Source organism: Planococcus sp. RAB007_Raresut, assembly GCF_057369535.1.
In genome coordinates this window covers 164619-179865 of the sequence record NZ_JBXYIF010000004.1, presented here as the reverse complement: position 1 = coordinate 179865, position 15247 = coordinate 164619, and the positions used below count along the sequence as shown (strand labels likewise).

Annotated in this window: 16 protein-coding genes; 13 read left to right on the top strand and 3 right to left on the bottom strand. The window is 47.3% G+C overall.

Annotated elements, in window-relative coordinates; translation table 11 throughout:
- Window positions 1-46 precede the first annotated feature (46 nt).
- Both AC2Q9J_RS09670 and fabZ read left to right on the top strand, forming a co-directional pair.
- A complete protein-coding gene (locus tag AC2Q9J_RS09670) occupies window positions 47-316 on the top strand; it encodes a DNA-directed RNA polymerase subunit beta (protein ID WP_499039739.1) in 270 nt (89 codons plus the stop codon).
- A 42-nt stretch (window positions 317-358) separates the two neighbouring features.
- Window positions 359-796 (top strand): 3-hydroxyacyl-ACP dehydratase FabZ, encoded by a 438-nt coding sequence (gene fabZ, locus AC2Q9J_RS09665; RefSeq protein WP_101801441.1) that lies wholly within the window; start codon window positions 359-361, stop codon window positions 794-796.
- A gap of 60 nt (window positions 797-856) precedes the next feature.
- Here fabZ and AC2Q9J_RS09660 read toward each other — a convergent pair whose 3' ends face one another.
- The gene (locus AC2Q9J_RS09660) at window positions 857-1294 is read right to left on the bottom strand and encodes a YwpF family protein (protein WP_499039371.1); all 438 of its coding nucleotides are present in this window, start codon (window positions 1292-1294) and stop codon (window positions 857-859) included.
- Between the two features lie 280 nt (window positions 1295-1574).
- Here AC2Q9J_RS09660 and AC2Q9J_RS09655 point away from each other — a divergent pair, with 280 nt between their 5' ends.
- Window positions 1575-1985 (top strand): single-stranded DNA-binding protein, encoded by a 411-nt coding sequence (locus AC2Q9J_RS09655; protein ID WP_499039369.1) that lies wholly within the window; start codon window positions 1575-1577, stop codon window positions 1983-1985.
- Window positions 1986-2017: 32 nt separating this feature from the next.
- Window positions 2018-2161 (top strand): hypothetical protein, encoded by a 144-nt coding sequence (locus tag AC2Q9J_RS09650; RefSeq protein ID WP_165850181.1) that lies wholly within the window; start codon window positions 2018-2020, stop codon window positions 2159-2161.
- A 219-nt stretch (window positions 2162-2380) separates the two neighbouring features.
- Here the strand turns inward: AC2Q9J_RS09650 and AC2Q9J_RS09645 are convergent, their stop codons facing one another.
- Both AC2Q9J_RS09645 and AC2Q9J_RS09640 read right to left on the bottom strand, forming a co-directional pair.
- Window positions 2381-5104: a DEAD/DEAH box helicase gene (locus AC2Q9J_RS09645; protein ID WP_499039368.1), complete on the bottom strand. Its 2724-nt coding sequence runs from the start codon at window positions 5102-5104 to the stop codon at window positions 2381-2383.
- Window positions 5101-6633, bottom strand: coding sequence for an SWIM zinc finger family protein (locus AC2Q9J_RS09640; protein WP_499039367.1), 1533 nt, complete (start codon window positions 6631-6633; stop codon window positions 5101-5103). Before AC2Q9J_RS09640 ends, AC2Q9J_RS09645 begins: the two co-directional genes overlap by 4 nt.
- A 194-nt stretch (window positions 6634-6827) precedes the next feature.
- On the opposite strand from AC2Q9J_RS09640, the gene AC2Q9J_RS09635 reads away from it, so the two are divergent.
- The 9 genes from AC2Q9J_RS09635 to AC2Q9J_RS09595 all read left to right on the top strand — a co-directional run bounded on the left by AC2Q9J_RS09635 (window position 6828) and on the right by AC2Q9J_RS09595 (window position 15022).
- On the top strand, window positions 6828-7199 hold the full coding sequence (locus AC2Q9J_RS09635) for a hypothetical protein (protein ID WP_499039365.1): 372 nt from the start codon (window positions 6828-6830) through the stop codon (window positions 7197-7199).
- A gap of 88 nt (window positions 7200-7287) precedes the next feature.
- The gene (locus AC2Q9J_RS09630) at window positions 7288-7758 is read left to right on the top strand and encodes a transcriptional regulator (RefSeq protein WP_499039363.1); all 471 of its coding nucleotides are present in this window, start codon (window positions 7288-7290) and stop codon (window positions 7756-7758) included.
- A 530-nt stretch (window positions 7759-8288) separates the two neighbouring features.
- The gene (locus AC2Q9J_RS09625) at window positions 8289-9212 is read left to right on the top strand and encodes a S66 peptidase family protein (protein ID WP_499039361.1); all 924 of its coding nucleotides are present in this window, start codon (window positions 8289-8291) and stop codon (window positions 9210-9212) included.
- A 178-nt stretch (window positions 9213-9390) separates the two neighbouring features.
- On the top strand, window positions 9391-9615 hold the full coding sequence (locus tag AC2Q9J_RS09620) for a DUF2187 family protein (RefSeq protein ID WP_084244292.1): 225 nt from the start codon (window positions 9391-9393) through the stop codon (window positions 9613-9615).
- Window positions 9616-9811: 196 nt separating this feature from the next.
- Window positions 9812-10504 carry a hypothetical protein gene (locus tag AC2Q9J_RS09615; RefSeq protein ID WP_499039359.1) on the top strand — a complete coding sequence of 231 codons (693 nt, stop codon included), beginning with the start codon at window positions 9812-9814 and terminating at the stop codon, window positions 10502-10504.
- The gene (locus AC2Q9J_RS09610) at window positions 10497-11795 is read left to right on the top strand and encodes an efflux RND transporter periplasmic adaptor subunit (protein WP_499039357.1); all 1299 of its coding nucleotides are present in this window, start codon (window positions 10497-10499) and stop codon (window positions 11793-11795) included. Before AC2Q9J_RS09615 ends, AC2Q9J_RS09610 begins: the two co-directional genes overlap by 8 nt.
- Window positions 11796-12322: 527 nt before the next feature.
- On the top strand, window positions 12323-12595 hold the full coding sequence (locus AC2Q9J_RS09605) for a YhdT family protein (RefSeq protein ID WP_112221188.1): 273 nt from the start codon (window positions 12323-12325) through the stop codon (window positions 12593-12595).
- Window positions 12592-14040, top strand: coding sequence for a sodium/pantothenate symporter (gene panF, locus AC2Q9J_RS09600; RefSeq protein ID WP_499039355.1), 1449 nt, complete (start codon window positions 12592-12594; stop codon window positions 14038-14040). Before AC2Q9J_RS09605 ends, panF begins: the two co-directional genes overlap by 4 nt.
- A 70-nt stretch (window positions 14041-14110) precedes the next feature.
- The gene (locus AC2Q9J_RS09595; protein WP_499039738.1) at window positions 14111-15022 is read left to right on the top strand and encodes a DMT family transporter; all 912 of its coding nucleotides are present in this window, start codon (window positions 14111-14113) and stop codon (window positions 15020-15022) included.
- Window positions 15023-15247 lie beyond the last annotated feature (225 nt).

Below are 15247 nucleotides of genomic sequence, written 5' to 3'. Positions count from 1 at the left end.
AGCATCATTATGAGAGTTTGCATCATTGGAAAGGTTGACGATTGAAATGGCTGAGCCAACTAAAAAAGTATCTAAACGAAAAGAATATAAAAATGAAGAAGCAGCTGGAGAACAACAGGAGAAAAAGACCTGGTGGGTGCAGATCCGCTTATTTCCGATTTGGCTTCGCATAATTTTGGTCATTGTCCTGATCATACTTGCCGCTGCATTAGGCGCAATGGTCGGTTATGGCGTTCTCGGAGACGGGGAGCCGAAAGATGCGCTGAAATGGGAAACCTGGCAGCACATCCTTGATATAATGAGCGGCAAGAAATAACAGCTTGCGCTTTTCTTAATCATTTCTAAAGGGGTTGGACTCATGTTGACGACTGAACAGATTAAGGCGATTCTTCCGCATCGCTATCCATTTTTGATGGTGGACCGTATGCTGGAACTTGAAGCAGGCAAAAGAGCGGTTGGACTGAAAAACGTATCCGCAAATGAAGAATTTTTCAATGGGCATTTTCCGGGATACCCGGTTATGCCAGGGGTCTTGATTGTGGAAGCTCTTGCTCAGGTCGGGGCTACCGCTGTTTTAAAAATGGAAGGCAATGAAGGCAGGCTCGCTTTCTTCACAGGCATAGACAATTGCCGCTTTAAGCGTCAGGTTGTTCCAGGCGATCAATTGCGCCTTGAAGTGGAATTGACGAAGCTGAGAGGTCCGATGGGCAAAGGGCACGGCATCGCCACTGTAGACGGCGAAATTGCCTGTGAATGTGATATTTTATTCGCATTAGGACCGGTTGCTGAAAAATAGAAATAATAAAAGCAGTGCAGATGTTTTTCATCTGCACTGCTTTTTATTGTTTCCTAACTATTAATTGTTCGCTTCGTCTCTGCGGAGCACGGGGCGGGAACGCATATCGCTTTCAAAACGCGTAAGTAATTGTTCACCTTCGAGACCGTCTTCCAGCAGTTCCGACAGCAAGGTTTCCGCGTACTTACGGCGTGCGCGCTTAAGTGTGCCTTTCATCAAGACGGAAATATGGTTGCCGATTTTTTTTACGGCATAAATACCGACCTCAAAAGTTGCCGGTTCGTTTTCCGGATAGGAAATGACCACTTTTACATCATAGATTTTCCCCGAATCCATCATTTGCTTAAATCTTTCCTCGTGTGACAAATCCATCAGCATTTCAAGAACCCAGGAACGATGGCTGTTTTCCTGGTTGATGATAATGCCGTCTTCAAGAGGGAAATTGATAATCTCCTCTTCATCGACAAGCCCCATCGACAGCATTTTAAAGGTCTTCATCTGTCTACCTCCCAAACAATCTTTTTTCCAGTATAGCATAGCCGTGAAATTCCAGGCGACTCAGCTAATAGTTTTGAAAAGCTATAAAAAATCTTTTTTGCAATTGTTTAGCCAATAGCGATACAAGCAGTGTTCATAAGGAATAAAAAATATAATTAATTTTAACATGGATTGAAAAATGAAATATGACTGCCGGAAAACTTGGCAAATTCGTTTTTTCGCCTTTTGCATAAAATTCAGTTTATTTAGTATGCTGTTTTTACCGAAAGGAGGTGAAAACATGAATCAAGTCGGGCTGGTAGGCAGGTTAACAAAAGATCCATCGTCACGGACATTAAGCGAAGGACGTGTACATACAACGTTCATCGTTGCAGTTTCCAGGAACTATAAGAACCAGAAAGGCGAGATTGAAAGCGATTTTGTGCTTTGTTCGACTTGGGGAAGGCCGGCAGTCAATGTCGCGAAGTTTTGTGTGAAAGGATCGCTTGTAGCGATTTCCGGCAGACTTCAATCCCGCCATTATGACAGGGAAGACGGAACCAGAGTGTACGTTACCGAAATTCTTGGCGATCAGGTAAGATTCCTGGATCGCAGAAAAGCGCAAGAAGAAACCGCCCCATTGCAGAAGGAACCAGAATCTGAAGCAGATTTTGATTTCCCTGTGCCGGAAGCGGAACCAATTAACGCGTAAGATAAAATTTGTAAATGGGGAGGCACTTAGCCATGCCAAAGGACGTACAACAGCAATTGGAAGTGCATATGGAGCAGCTGATCCGCCTTACGGCTTTGCTTCATAGACGATTGGCAGAGGCGGAACGGGAGCTAAGTGAACTGAAGGAGCATTTCCGTTCCGCTACAAAAGTTTGAGCAAGTTTCATTCATTGATCAGAAAAAGGGGAGCATGGAAGGGTGGGGACCCGGCCATGCTCATTTTAGAATTTATATCTTTTAAAGATTGCTTCTATACCATATCCAGACTCCAGCAGCCCAACTCTTCGGGTCATAAGCCAGCCCAATTACGTGGCAAAAACCGCCACTTCATTGGTCCGGCTTATGCCTTTCAGAGCTGAACGGGCGCTGTCGCTTTTAAAGTGAATAAGTAAACAACTCTTTCAGCTCGTTGTCGGATAGCTCCGTCATCCACTGGCTTGACTGGATGAACTGTTCAGACATCGTCTGTTTCTGCGTCAGCAGGGAATCGATTTTTTCTTCGATGGTGCCGATCGTCACGAATTTGTGGACATGCACAAATTGCGTCTGGCCAATACGGTAGGCACGGTCAGTCGCCTGATTTTCAACGGCTGGATTCCACCATCTGTCCGCGTGCAATACATGCGTTGCGGCAGTGAGGTTCAATCCTGTTCCGCCCGCTTTCAACGAGAGGATGAAAATCGGGAATTTGCCTTGCTGGAATGAGTTGACCAATGAATCCCGCTGGTTCTTCGGCATGCTGCCGGTCAGGAATGGCACTTCATGCCCGTAAAGCTCATTGATCGCCTGTTGCAGCAGATGCCCCATTCCGATGTATTGCGTGAAAATAAGACATTGCTCACCGCGTTCGGCAATTTCACCGGCAAGAGTAACAATCCGCTCAAGCTTTTGGGAGCGGGGAAGAATCTCTTCCGCTGAAGTATAAGGCTCTTTCAAGTATAAAGCCGGATGGTTGCATAATTGCTTCAGCTTGCTGAGCATTTTCAGCACCAGCCCTTTTTTCTCGAAGCCGGTCAAGGTTTCCATTTTTTGAACAGTATCCTGGACCAGACCTTCATATAGAGCGGCTTGTTCAGGAGTCAGTGGGCAATATTCCAGCTGCTCTTGTTTTTCTGGAAGATTCAATTGGAGCTCCGGATCTTTCTTCGTGCGCCGCAGCAGGAAAGGCTGGATGCGCTGGCGCAATTTCTCCTTCGCTTCTTCTGAGTCATCACGTTCAATCGGAATCATGAACGTTTCCTGGAATTGCTTGATGCGGTACAGATAGCCTTTATTGATGAAATCGAAAATCGACCATAATTCAGAAAGGCGGTTTTCAATCGGCGTCCCGGTCAGCGCGATATGGTGCTGGCCTTTGAAACGGCGGATCGTGCGGGATTGTTTCGTATACATATTCTTGATATTCTGTGCCTCATCAAGCGTAATGCTGGTCCACGGAATGTCCTGCATCTCTTCAGCGTCGGACGAAGCGATACCATATGTGGACAACACAACGTCAGGCTGTTCGGCTTCAAGGAATTGAGAGAATTCCTCCGCTTTCGGACGCACTGGGCCGTAATGCATATAAACTTTCAAATCCGGAGCGAAACGTTCAAGTTCTTTTTGCCAGTTGCCAAGCACTGAAGTCGGACAGACAATCAGCGAAGGCTGCGGCTGTTTTTCCGAATGGACATGCAGCAGGTAGGCAATCAGCTGAACCGTTTTGCCGAGGCCCATATCATCCGCGAGGCAAAGACCGAATCCTTCTTCCCGCATGAACACGAGATAGTCGAAGCCCGTTTTCTGATAAGGGCGAAGTTCAGTGTTCAGATTTTCAGGGATCGCTGTTTCAGGAAGGTCCCGTTTATCGAGCAATTTATCCAGTAACACTTTCAATGATTTATTCAGATTAAATTCGACGAGCGGGTCATCTTCTTCAGCGGCTTCTTCAAGCATGATTTCGGGCACGTTCTGGAACAGCATGTCCTTGATGGTCCAATCGGCATCGTCCGCTTCGTCGATCATTTTACGGAGCTGCATCAAGAGGTTCGAATCGACCCGTACCCATTCGTTTCCTATGCGAATAAATTCCTTATTCTCGGATACAAGTCTTTCAAAATCCTGCATGCTGAGTTCGTGGCCGTTCAGTGAGAACTGCCAGTCAAAGCGGATAATCTGATCGAGTCCGACAACCGACGCTTTCTTGGCCGGTGAGTGGACATTGGCTTTCACACGCACCTTCGATTCCTGTACAGCCTGCAGCCAAGACGGAATGGAAACTTCGATGCCGAATGCCTGAAGAATTTCCGTATCATTGCGCAGGAATTCAAGAACTTCGGCATCTGACCATTCCGCGTGATAAAGTTTCGTTTCGTCAAAACCATCAACAGACGGGCAAAGGCTTAAAATCAGGGCTTGTTTTTCTGCTATTTCATCGTGGCGGCTGCGCCATTTCTCAGGCAGAACCTTTTCAAGCGGTTCATCCATGCGCCGTTTGGAAGGCGTCCAGTAGACACTGCCGCGTTTGGAGCGGAGCACCACTTTGAATGACCATTCCGGTGTTTCATCCGGTTCGCTCAATTGAACAGCGATTACATAATCCTCCGCAGCTTCGAGTCCATCCCAGCCTGTTTGCTGGATGAAATGCTGGATAAACGGCAGCTGTGCAGTCGACAGTCCTTTTTGGCGAAGCTGCTGGCTGATGGTATCACTCAGGAATGCCTGGATATCGCTATCGCCATATTTGCTGTCGATAATGATGTCGTCGCCATCCACGCTGACGTGTTCCCATAGACGCGGGTCGTTCAATGAATCCGATACTTTTTCAGCAAGCTGCAGCCAGGCGATATCTGCGTCTGTCTGCCCTTTGAAGGAAACGTAATGGTGGCCATTGCCGTTGAAGAGCCTGACAAAATCGGCAGGTGACAGCACAAGGTCCAGACCGTCCATTTCAGATTTCAAGCCGAAGAAACTGTCTTTGTCCATGAAATATAGAAAAGGAGTCCAAATCTCTGGGGGTATGCGATTCCCGGTTTCATTGATGGCTTGAATCCGGAAGCTTTCTCCCTTGGTGACTTTTAAATAATAGATGCGGCTTCCTTCTGTCTGGAATTGAGTCATACCAAATTTCCTTTCTCAATCTCTTCCTGTAATGCGCGGAGACGTTTATTCTGTGTCCGGATTTCTTTCATATAGGATTTCCAAAATTCCATTTGATCACTTTTCTTGCAAGCGGATTTCATCTTTTTCCAGATGCGCACCGCCTGTTTGTAACTGGCGCGGCTGCGTTCATCCAAATGGGACATTGCGTAGCGGTGATACAGCGGCAATGCGTAATCCGGCGCGGCTTCATGCACTTCCTTCAATCCGCATTCTTCAGCGAAATACAAAGGGGAGTTGTGCATATGGTGAAGTTCCGCCCATTGCTTATAGAAGCCTTTCTCGATTAGGTAAGTGGAATAGGCAGGCAGCCCGTAATGGCCGAATTGGCGGAACAGATCTTCCCAATCCTTTTCACTCAAGTTGATCAGAGAAAACAGACGGCTTAATGTACGGACGTATTGATGGCGGTATTGTGTGTACAGACCTTCGAAAAGAAATGTCTTAACATGCGGTTTGACTGCCAGCAATATAACTTCAAGTGCCTGTTGGTTCTGTTCTTCTTCAGCCAGGATCGCCAGTTGGATCCAGTCATTGGCTTCGTTAGAAGTAATTTTTTTCACTTCCAGCGACTCTTTCAACAAGATGGCAAAAAATGCGGAAATCCGCTCATCTGGCCGCGGGAAAGCTGCAAGCTCCTGCTTGCGCAGGCGGTCATTGGTGAAAAGCTTGGTCCAGAACAATTGATAGACCGTAAAACGCTGGGACGAGGAACCGTCTTTTATTGACGCGAAATCACGTACCATGTCCCGCAGATAGTCAAAAAAAGCATCCGATTCGAATGTCCGGTGCTGGCCGTGCAATTGGTCGAGCAAGTCACTGAGATCATGAAGTTCATCCTCGAACCAGGTTTTAAAGAAAGAATGATGGACATCGTTGGTCCCCGAAATATAGGTGCCCCAGACTTCAGATAATGAAATGAAGTGGGCGTAGGCACGGAAAAGCGTTTTCCATTCCCGTTCCAGGGGCACGAAAGACAATGCGTTTTTCAATCGGCCTTCATACATCTGTTCATAATAAAAATAATTTCTGGTAGTATAATCCGGAATCGGATCGCGCCAGACGCTCTGAATCACTTTTCTCCATTGCTGCGGAGAGCGTTTATTGCCTATCGTGGAAAGCTGATCCTGCTCCTGGGCGCGCCAATCCGCCACCCACTGGGACAGCGAATCGATTTTCTGGTAGAGAGCGAAAATCACAGCGAGCCGGTGCCGGCACAGATCTTCCTGTGGGCAGGCGCAGACAGCCGTCAGCTTATCGAAATTCATCACGACTTTGACTGAATGGGCATCTTTTACGACCGCTTCAAGAAGCAGTCTTTCTTCGTTGAATGACTGGATTTGCACCCCATCATGGCGCACTAAAAAGACTGCTTTTCGAACCATTTCCTCATCCGTCGCGCGAGCGGGATTAAGGGATCTTTCGATAGCAGCCATATAATTGTGTATAGTCTCTTCATATTGTTGTGCCAGGGATTGAACCGTAGCCATTTGCATCGCCCCAAAATAAAACTTTCCTTCTATTATACTAGTTTCCGGCGGGTCCGTAAACGAAGAAGAAAAGTTAGCCGATGAAATCGAGTTGTAAATATATTTTCAAGGACAGTTCTTTTTTGAGGATAGATAGATTATACTGGATAAAGTACGCAACTAAATACCTATAAAATATAGACGGGAGCAAAACCTTGGACAACGTATATGTATTGGAGATCCCTGATTTGCAGCAAGTGTTGAATCAGGAAGATATCGCGGTATGGGAACTTTTCTTATTAACTGCTGAAAAACGCTATGAAAAAATCCGCTTTCAGGTTTCCAGTGACGGGGGATGCTATACGTTCCGGAATGTCGAGGCATGCAATGGTTTATTGGCGACAGTCCAGATAGATTTTGAAGATAAAAAAGTTGTCTTCGTCCAAGGTGAGGCTAATGATAAAGAATTTGAGGATTTCTTATTTGACGCGCTTTCCCAGCTATTCGTGCGGGTGAAGAAAGACCGGATACAATTTCTTGCTACAGCTAAAAAGTCAAAAATAAAAGGTTTCAGCACAAGAAGATAATTCTTGTGTTTTTTTAGTTACGTAATGGGGAATATATGGTATGATTAACTAAACAGAATATTCTAAATTCAGAGAGGGGGGAACCGTCATGTTGCATGTCAAAATGATGAAGCCGTTCTATACAAAGAAAGAAGATCATCTTGTGAAATTCGTCTTTGCCTACCAGTACCTCTCAATTATGAAAGACGATGAATTATTTCATTTCATCCCGGTTGAAGGGAAAGAAATTGTAGTCAATACGAATACATTCCAGGTTGAGAATTTGTCTGAAGTATTCGTTTTCCAAAAAGGAAATCGGTTTATCCGTCTGCCTTTATACCAACTTTTGCTGGTCTCTGATATTCATATGCATCTCCAATCCATCCTGCAGGGTGAAAGTGCGGGCATTGCAGAAATTCCTGATCAAGCAAGAACCGAAGCAATGGAAGCAATCGAATTCCTGGAGCATGAGAATCTTGAACGAATGATCGATTATGCGCTTGAGTCACGGGATGAAGCGATGTTCCATGAACTTATGGCATTACAACAGCTTAATGGAGGTCTGCCAAGTGAAGCCTGATACCAGTCTTGTGAAATTCATATTCAAATGACAGCGTCTGCCCGGAAAGAATATGGGGAGGCGTTTTCGTTTGCTTACATATGTGTGTAAACAGCAAAAACCCCATTTCCTGAAAATCCGGAAAAGGGGTTTTATGGTTTGTAAGTATTCATGAGTCACCTCTACATCATTGTGAAAAAGTTGACGAACAGCATAACGGCTGCTGAGCCACCAATTCCCAGTGCAAGATCTTCCCATCCCAATTCAAGTACTTTTTCGAAATTCATACCGATCCGCTCCTTTTGTAGTTTCTAAGTTTGTATAGAAGACCTTGCGTGTAAGCTATAAATTCTTAGTGGATTTATAACTTGTTTTCATTGTAATAAAAAATCAAATTATTGTCATGATACTTTATTACTAAAAATTCAAAATAATTCAAATATAATAAGTATTAGTTTGAATGGGTAATTATGCGCGATGGCGTCAGCTTGAAGAATGGCGGCCCCATTGCTATATTGAATAGAAGAAAATCCGAAGAGGAGTAGATACAGATGCGGACATTACCGAAACGATTAAAAAAAGGGGACACGGTAGGCATCATCGCGCCTTCAACCCCGCCAAACCTGGACAACTTGAAACGGGCGCTGCCTTTCCTGGAAGAGCTGGGCTTGAAAGTGAAAATGGGCAAATCCGTGGAAGCGAAGCAAGGCTATCTTGCCGGAACTGATGAAGAACGTCTGGCGGATCTGCATGCCATGTTCGAAGACCCGGAAATCGCAGGCATCATTTGCGCGGGAGGCGGATACGGAGCCGCCCGGATTACGGATCGCATTGACTTTGCGATGATCAAGGAAAATCCGAAAGTATTCTGGGGTTATTCAGATATCACATTTTTGCATACGGCAATCGGTCAGTATGCGGAGCTTGTAACTTTCCACGGGCCGATGCTTGCATCCGATGTCGGCAAGGAAGAATTCCACGAACGGAGCGGGCGCATGTTCGGCCAATTATTCGCACCGTTTGAGCTGCATTATGACGAAGGAATTTCTACATTGACTCCAGTCAGCAGAGGAGTGGCACAAGGCGAGTTGGTCGGCGGCAACCTTGGTTTATTGCGCAGCAGCATCGGCACGAAATTCGAAATCGATACGAAAGACAAGATTTTATTGATTGAAGATATTGAAAAACAGCCGTATGAAATTGATGGAATGCTCAATCAGCTGCGCATGGCGCGGAAATTAGAAGGGCTGGCGGGAGTGGTGATCGGCGACTTCAAGAATTGCGAACCGGAAGATCCGGAGAAGTCACTGAGCCTCGACCAGATATTCGACCATTATTTCAAGGAGCTCGGCGTCCCGGTGGTTAAAGGCTTTAAGATCGGCCATTGCGAGCCGCATTTCTCTGTGCCGCTTGGAGTGATGGCGAGGCTTGACGCCACTGACATGACGCTGACGATATTGCCTGGCGTGGAGTAAGAAGTGAGTTTTGCAGTTTAAATAAAAGATAGAGTCGCCAACAAACTGCCTTTCAGAAAAAATAGAAGAATAGCAAATACATTTTCGCAGGAACATTACTGGGGTCAAAAGATGATATTTCCGTGAATTTATGATATAATAGATAGATATTGTTTCTAAAAGAGAGGCGTGGATAACAATGGCATTCCAACCACATGAAAAAGAAGTATCTGAATTCGTAGCGGCTCGCCGCATCGGAGAATGGATTTCCTTTAACCGCAACGGCGTTGACGTCAATGGCACCATCTTCAAAATCATGGACAACTCGGTGATTGTTGAAATTTCACCTGAAGATGCAAAAGAAATCGGTGCAGCTTCGAATATGACCGTGATCTCACATAAGAAATATACACCAATCGAGTAAGTTAGCTTAAACTCCCGCTGTGTGCGGGAGTTTTTTTCTGCCCAATTATATGGCTTATAGCCACCGGAACAATACTGAAATTTTATTTTTTGAAAATTGTACCAGTCTTAGCATTCCAAAGTTCATCGGTTTTTGGTAAAGTAAGGTAAGATTAACATATGCGGAAGCGCAATCGCCATGAAGGGAATAAGGCCTTATGATATTTGATTTTAAGTTCTGGCATTATTTCGCCAGACAGGGACAACTTATACATAATCTTGAGAATTCGGAAATGCGCCATTTCAACAAGCGCCTCGGATGGATATTTGCACTTGGCATCCTTCTTTTTGCGCTGCGTGAAATATGGGGCATGAACAGCGCTTCCCTGACACCTTATCTGGTGGCAGGCGATATGGATACCTACACCCTTGCCCGTTGGACTTCACTCGCCGGCACATTGATCTGGGCGGGAGTCTATTTAGCCTTTCATACATACGGAGCGGCGTTCCTGTTCAGCCGCATATTAAAGATTCCATGGCGCGCGGCACTGGTCATGCAGACTTATGTAACGGCAATTCTTGTCATCGAAAAAGCCTTGCTGTTCTTCCTGTTCGCCGTGCTCGGCTACACTACATACTTATCAGTTTTTTCATTCGGCCCGCTTGCGGCTATGCTTTTTAATCATTCATTTATCATTCTTTTCTTCAATCAATTAACGATTTTCACATCGCTCATCATTGCCATCCAATACCGCTTCCTGCGCAATTACGTGACATTTTCACCGAAATTGCTGCTGTTTGGCCTGATCTTGCTGCACGTCTTGGTCGCGCTGGCTATCGGGGCATTAAGTTTTGTGCCGCTTGCTGACATGATCGAAGGCTTCACGGAAGGAGTGGTTCCGGGTGAATAAATACTTTATGATCGGCTTATCCGTCGCCATTACTGCTTTTTTGGCAATAAACGCGATTTTATTGTTCAGCGATAAAAGCATTGTGCAGAAAAAACTCTATATCAATGAATACGAACGCACATATACGAGCAGTTATACAGAGAAATTACCTAAAGAGGCAGTCACAGCGCCGCTTGCTGCCACAGAGATTTTCATCCAGGATTCGGATGCCGTCGAACAATGGATCATCAATGAAGGTGATTATGTCGAAGCAGGCACTGAACTCGCACTGCTCAATGAAGCGGAAAGCGAAGAACAGCGCGCAATCTGGGAAGCGGAAGAAGATGCGCTGAACGACGAATTGTCTGAAATCCGCACCGTTTTGAGAGATCTCGAATCGGCGCAGTCCCGCCAGTCGCGTCCGACAACAGGTTCAACAACCAATAGTGATACAACGACAACACCGAACGGCGATACAGTTGAACTCGATGTGAACGTTCAATTGGAAGTCGAAGTTCCACAGGACGGCTCTTATGCAGCGGGTGTCGCGGAAGCCGAGCAGCGCATCGCCTCGCTTGAAACCCAGCTTGCGGTCATCGAAGCCCAATTGGAACAAAATACAGCGAAACCAGCTTTAATCAGCCCGATTGAAGGCGTCGTCGGCAAAATTGACGCAGGTTCGATGCCAATGAGCATTGAAATCTACTCGAGCGAAAAACTGTTCATGACTTATGTCGTTGAAAAAGAATGGCTTGAAGTCAATGTCGACGACCGTGTCTTCCTTCATGTCGACGGCATCGCACAGGCAATGCCCGGCAAAGTATTGCGGAAGTCACAGCTGCCGGCGGACGGTTCAAAATGGCTCGACGCTTACCGCGCGCTTGACCCGGTAGACCAAAACAATCCGATTGCGATTTACGAAGTCCTCATTATGACAGAGGAACCGATTACGGATGCCGTACCGTACGGCAAAACCGCCAATGCCTCCATCATCGTCAATGAAGCGGCAGATGCAGTCGCCCTAAAAGACAACTGGATTTTTGACCGCTACAATGGCACCGGCAATGTCTTCATGCTGAATGAAGACGGACGGGCGGAAGCGGCACCAGTCACCATTGCATTCGACCTCGACGGCAAAGCTGTATTGAGCGAAGGCGTGGCACCGGGTACAACGGTGATCGACAGTGAAATCTTAAGAAGATTCGGATTTACGCCACAAGCATTCCTGCCATTCCCGAGCATCCAGCCGGACATCGAGCATGCCAAAAATACCGACTGGCGCAGATACGTTGAATATTTATTAGCGAGATAGATTTTCGGACCCGGGAGCGGATGCTTTCGGGTTTTTTGTTTGGGTTTTGGGTGGGGGGGTGGGGGTTGCTATCGGATAGAGTGGTTTTTGTGTCGTATAGCGTGGATATGGTGCCGTATAGATTGTTTTTGGTGACGTATAGCGGAGATTTGTTACCGTATAACGCATTTTACTTAACGTGCCGGATTTTCATGCGGGTTTCATCGAAAGAAAAGTGCATTCAAATGGAAAGCAGTCCGCTGCCGGCGGACTGCCCAGTGGGCGGCGCTTCGGCCGCCGCCCGATTTTGGCCGATAGTGGGTTGGGATGTTTGGGTGGGGGATGATGTCGTATAGCGTGGATATTGTGTCGTATAACGAAAATTTAGTGACGTATAGCGAAGCTGTCCTGCCGTATAACGGGTTTTATTTAACATATCCGCTAGCTCAGCAAATCCGCCCTAAAAGAAAATCGCCGCACAGCATTATTCATTCTAGAAAATAATGGTACTATTAAAAAATGATAAGAACAGAAACGGAGTGAGATAGATGAACGAGACGGATTGGCGGTTTAAGATTGCCCACCGGGAAGCGCTGATCGGCGTGGGGTTGGCGCTGTTCAATTTTGTTTGGTGGTTTGGCTTTGCCTATGGCATGGGCTCGGCGCCAGTGGAAGAATACACGTATGTCTTCGGCTTGCCGGCGTGGTTCTTCTACAGTTGTGTGGTAGGCTTCCTGGTCATCGCGGTGCTGGTGATCATCATTGTGAAATTCTTCTTTGTGGAAGTGCCGTTTGAAGAGGAAGAGGAGGAGAAACGATGAATTATGCTGTTTTGATACCGATGATCATCTTTTTGATCCTCATCTTCTTTATCGGCTATTGGTCGAGCCGCAAACTGGCGTCGTCCTCGAATTTCATTGCTGATTACTTCTTAGGTGGCCGCGAACTTGGCGGCTTTGTGCTGGCGATGACGATGGTCGCCACTTACGGCAGCGCGTCGAGTTTCCTGGGGGGTCCCGGAACGGCTTATACAATGGGCTTTGGCTGGGTGCTGCTCGCGATGACGCAAGTGGTCACCGGTTATTTCGTGCTGATGATTCTCGGCAAGAAATTCGCGATCATGGCGCGCCGCTATAAAGCGGTGACGATGATCGACTTCCTGAAAGCGCGTTACGACAGCAAAGCCGTGGTTTTATTGTCTGCGCTCAGCATCATCATTTTCTTATTCTCCGCCATGGCAGCACAGTGGATCGGCGGTGCGCGGCTGATCGAATCGCTGACCGGGCTGTCGTATAACTCGGCGCTATTCCTGTTCGCTGTGTCCGTGCTGGTCTACGTCACCATCGGCGGATTCCGCGCGGTTGCGCTGACGGATGCTGTGCAGGGAGCGGTCATGCTGGTCGGAACCCTGATTTTGCTCATCGCGGTCATATTCGCGGGCGGTGGGATTCCGAATATCGTCCAGGATTTAATCAATGAAAACCCGAATCTCGTCACGCCATACGGAGCGGAAGGCAATTTATCAGCGGCTTATGTATCGTCTTTCTGGATACTCGTCGGCGTCGGCGTTGTGGGTTTGCCTCAGATTGCCGTACGGGCGATGTCCTATAAAAACTCGCGCTCGATGCACCGCGCGCTGATCATCGGTACGCTTGTCACCGGTATCATCATGCTCAATATGCACCTTATCGGCGTATTCGCGCGTCCGATTCTGCCGGGCATCGATGTCGGCGATAAAGTCATTCCGCTGATAGCGCTGGAAACCTTGCCGGCATGGCTCGCGGGAATTGTGCTCGCGGCACCGATGGCGGCAATCATGTCGACAGTCGATTCGCTTCTTTTAATCGTCAGTTCGTCGATTGTCCGTGACGTCTATTTGAATTACATAAAACCTGAAGCGGAATTGAAAACCATCAAGCGCATCTCGTTCGGTGTAACGGCGATGCTCGGAATCGGCGTATTCCTATTGGCACTCGACCCGCCAGACTTGTTGATCTTCCTGAATTTATTCGCGTTCGGCGGTTTGGAAGCGGCCTTTATCTGGCCGGTCGTGCTCGGGCTTTACTGGAAATGGGGCAATAAATACGGTGCCATCGCGTCGATGATTACGGGAATCGGCACCTATGTCGCGCTGCATTTCTATAACCAGGAATACGGCAATCTGCTCGGCGTCCACACCGTGACGTTTCCGGTGCTGCTGTCGCTGGTTGCGTTCATCGCATTCAGTTTGCTGATCGGGCGAAAGGCTTATGATTATGCGGGATAGTTATTTACTTTCCAGTCGACAGGGCGTAAAATGAATAGTTATTCGAAACCCGAAAGAAGGCATGACTGGATTGAAGCAATGGAAAGTATACATGATCCTGACAGGCGTCATGATCGTTTGGGGATTTAATCTCGCAACAGTTAAATATATGGTCGAATTTGTCGGCCCCGTTACGCTGACGACATTCCGGATTCTCCTCGCAGGGATTTCAGTCTTCGTCATTCTCGCGTATTTCCGCTTGCTGCGCTGGCCCACGCGCGTCGACTGGAAATATATCTTGCTCGGCGCATTATTAAATGTCGTCTCGCATCATTATTTCCTGTCGAATGCGCTGACATTGACGACCGGCACGAACGCCGGGCTGATCCTTGGTACAGGTCCGATGCTGACGGCGGTGCTCGTGTCGCTCATCATGCGCAATTATCCGTCGCGCCTGCAATGGCTCGGTGTCATCATAGGCCTTGCCGGAGTGGTCATCACCGTGCGCGTTGGCAGCGGTCCGACGAGCGGCATGAATATCGGTGACCTGTTCGTCTTCATCTCGATCCTGACGCAGGTGCTCAGCTATATCGTCATCGCCAATGCGGCAAAAAATCTGGATCCGCGCCTGATGACGGGCTATATGTTCATCACCGGCAGCGTCGTGCTGTTCCTCATCTCACTCGTGCAGGAACCAGGCGGCATGGCCGCATTCGCGGACGTTCCATCCGTGTTCTGGCTGGCATTCATCTTCTCGGCCGTGCTCGGCACATCCGTCGGCCACATGCTCTATAATTATTCAATCGGCCAGGCCGGCCCCACGAAAGCGGCCATCTTCATGAACCTCAACACGCTGTTCTCACTGATCGCCGCGGCCATCATTCTAAATGAAACCATCCTGCCTGGCCACCTGGGCGGCTTTGTGCTGATCGTCATCGGCGTCCTATTCGGCTCAGGTGCGGCAGAAGATTTATTAAATAAAAGAAGGAAACGGTTCGGCTGATGCTGGATCGTTTTTTTGTTGTGTGTGGTGGTTGTTGTCGGTTGGGGGAATGTTGTTGTCGTATAGAGGAGATTTAGTGTCGTATAAGATAATTTTGTTACGTATAGCGACGGTTTGTTGACGTATAGCGTATCTTACTTAACGAACCGACTTTTCCAATGGCTCTCACCAAAGGAGAAAGATCAAAATAGAAATCACCCATACACAACCCAACCGTTTTCCCTT

Excerpts from the sequence above, each read along its gene's own strand:
- AC2Q9J_RS09670 (WP_499039739.1), top strand. The coding sequence starts at position 47 with ATGGCTGAGCCAACTAAAAAAGTATCTAAACGAAAAGAATATAAAAAT.
- fabZ (WP_101801441.1), top strand. The coding sequence starts at position 359 with ATGTTGACGACTGAACAGATTAAGGCGATTCTTCCGCATCGCTATCCA.
- AC2Q9J_RS09660 (WP_499039371.1), bottom strand. The coding sequence starts at position 1,294 with ATGAAGACCTTTAAAATGCTGTCGATGGGGCTTGTCGATGAAGAGGAG.
- AC2Q9J_RS09655 (WP_499039369.1), top strand. The coding sequence starts at position 1,575 with ATGAATCAAGTCGGGCTGGTAGGCAGGTTAACAAAAGATCCATCGTCA.
- AC2Q9J_RS09650 (WP_165850181.1), top strand. The coding sequence starts at position 2,018 with ATGCCAAAGGACGTACAACAGCAATTGGAAGTGCATATGGAGCAGCTG.
- AC2Q9J_RS09645 (WP_499039368.1), bottom strand. The coding sequence starts at position 5,104 with ATGACTCAATTCCAGACAGAAGGAAGCCGCATCTATTATTTAAAAGTC.
- AC2Q9J_RS09640 (WP_499039367.1), bottom strand. The coding sequence starts at position 6,633 with ATGGCTACGGTTCAATCCCTGGCACAACAATATGAAGAGACTATACAC.
- AC2Q9J_RS09630 (WP_499039363.1), top strand. The coding sequence starts at position 7,288 with ATGTTGCATGTCAAAATGATGAAGCCGTTCTATACAAAGAAAGAAGAT.
- AC2Q9J_RS09625 (WP_499039361.1), top strand. The coding sequence starts at position 8,289 with ATGCGGACATTACCGAAACGATTAAAAAAAGGGGACACGGTAGGCATC.
- AC2Q9J_RS09620 (WP_084244292.1), top strand. The coding sequence starts at position 9,391 with ATGGCATTCCAACCACATGAAAAAGAAGTATCTGAATTCGTAGCGGCT.
- AC2Q9J_RS09615 (WP_499039359.1), top strand. The coding sequence starts at position 9,812 with ATGATATTTGATTTTAAGTTCTGGCATTATTTCGCCAGACAGGGACAA.
- AC2Q9J_RS09605 (WP_112221188.1), top strand. The coding sequence starts at position 12,323 with ATGAACGAGACGGATTGGCGGTTTAAGATTGCCCACCGGGAAGCGCTG.
- panF (WP_499039355.1), top strand. The coding sequence starts at position 12,592 with ATGAATTATGCTGTTTTGATACCGATGATCATCTTTTTGATCCTCATC.